This window comes from Flavobacterium salmonis, from assembly GCF_903819435.1.
GTDB classification, from domain to species: domain Bacteria; phylum Bacteroidota; class Bacteroidia; order Flavobacteriales; family Flavobacteriaceae; genus Flavobacterium; species Flavobacterium chungangense.
Map to the genome: position 1 here is coordinate 1 of NZ_CAIJDP010000112.1, position 1,649 is coordinate 1,649.

The 1,649-nt window shown below is 29.5% G+C and carries 3 protein-coding genes; 1 reads left to right on the top strand and 2 read right to left on the bottom strand.

The genetic code is table 11. The annotated features are described in order from the left end of the window. A partial coding sequence (locus FLACHUCJ7_RS25085; protein ID WP_219634175.1) for a hypothetical protein occupies positions 1–187 on the top strand: 187 nt, incomplete at its 5' end. Between the two features lie 22 nt (positions 188–209). Here FLACHUCJ7_RS25085 and FLACHUCJ7_RS25090 read toward each other — a convergent pair. Continuing rightward, the gene (locus FLACHUCJ7_RS25090) at positions 210–809 is read right to left on the bottom strand and encodes a hypothetical protein (protein WP_180910966.1); all 600 of its coding nucleotides are present in this window, start codon (positions 807–809) and stop codon (positions 210–212) included. A 165-nt stretch (positions 810–974) separates the two neighbouring features. Continuing rightward, on the bottom strand, positions 975–1,466 hold the full coding sequence (locus FLACHUCJ7_RS25095; protein ID WP_180910967.1) for a hypothetical protein: 492 nt from the start codon (positions 1,464–1,466) through the stop codon (positions 975–977). Positions 1,467–1,649 lie beyond the last annotated feature (183 nt).

Below are 1,649 nucleotides of genomic sequence, written 5' to 3' on the forward strand. Positions count from 1 at the left end.
AAGGCTTTATTTGAATTGTAGTGTCGTTAATTTTTATGGGAATAATGAAAAAAGGAGGTTTTTTCACAGCCTGACGTTCTCGCGCTACAAGCAGTTTGGGATTAAATTAAGCCCTATTTTCGGATTTGCCAAATCTTCCAAATACAAAACCATCTTTCCATTAAACCAAATGCCAAATCCGTTGTAGTGGCTGTTATGTGACGTTTTTTTTATTTACGACGAACATAAGTCCATTTTCCATTTTTCTTTTTAATAAGCAGAGAATTGTGATATCCGCTACTTGTTCCACTTTCATAACCGACTAAATATTCAATCACAACAATTCCGTTTTCTCGTTTATCATCAAAGCAAACTCTAGAAAAATTCAAAACTCTGTATTCTTCATCTGCTGTAAATTTGGTTTGACTTGATTTAAACTGTGTGTAAGGTCTTTCTAATTTTAGTTTTGATTTTGCAAACTCTCTAAATTTTAAATCTTTGAATTTTTGCGAGTTTAATATGCTGAAAAAAGTGATTGAGTCTGATGCTTTTTTAAAATTATTATCTGTAAACATCCACTCGTTATCTTCTTTTACTTGAGAAATGGGAAGTAAATCGTCTGAGAAATAAACTTTAATGTCTAAGTTGTCAATATTCGGTCTTACTATAATTTGATCATCAAAAAACTTTGTTGGATTTAATAATAAATCGTTTGTTTTTAAATAATCGTTTGCAACATCTTCGATAGCTTTTAATTCTTCTTGTTCGTAATCATCTTTACAACTTGTCAAAAGAATCGTGAACATAAATAAAACAAATATTTTTCTCATTAAGCAGGATTTTAAAATGTCACATAACGTTCCGCCGCTTCTCGTCAGTTGCGAACTTCGGAACGAATTATTTTCTGTTAAAGATAAAAATTCTTGCGAAACGTAAACGTGAACTTACCACAAAAATCGCAATTGCGAGAAACGGCTGTTATATGCTGGCTTAACTTATAATCTTCGGTAAAGTGTTATTTTAGAATATTCTTCACTTTCTTCTACTAATATGACCTTAAAAGATTCCATAATCATTTTGTCATATCTCAATACATCAAACATTATTTCATTTTCAACATTGTAAACTGCAATTGTATAATAATCGTCAGGATATTTTGAAACAGAATTTGTTGGCGGTTCTTTGCATAATGAAGAACTACTGCGAATAAAAGTATTTTTTTTATAGAATGTCCAGTTAACAGATTTACATAAATCTTTGTGTTTTGATTTATAACGAAAAGCAATTATTGTGTCTTTTTTATAATATGAACTGTCAATATCATTGAATATTAGAGATTCACTTGAAGGAATTGAAAATTTTCCATTCTTCTTTTGGACAATTAGTTCTTTAAAGAAATTTTGAACTTTCTTCTTAGAAATACTATTTTGTGAATACATTGAAAAAGACAGAATAACTGTCAAAAAAAGTATGATAAATTTTTTCATTTCAATTTCGATTTTCTTTTCAGCACTTGGTGGAAAAAGCTAGCATATAACGTCAGTCTGTGAAAAAACTTCCGTTTTGTTGTAAACAAATATAGAAAAGTATTGTTTAAAAACAGGATTTTTCGTAATGCAACATATACAAGGAATTTCCCGCCAACAAATGCGTTTTTCAAGTTTAGAAGA

Bases quoted from the DNA above. Each gene is read 5' to 3' on its own strand.
- FLACHUCJ7_RS25095 (WP_180910967.1), bottom strand. From the start codon at position 1,466: ATGAAAAAATTTATCATACTTTTTTTGACAGTTATTCTGTCTTTTTCA.
- FLACHUCJ7_RS25090 (WP_180910966.1), bottom strand. From the start codon at position 809: ATGAGAAAAATATTTGTTTTATTTATGTTCACGATTCTTTTGACAAGT.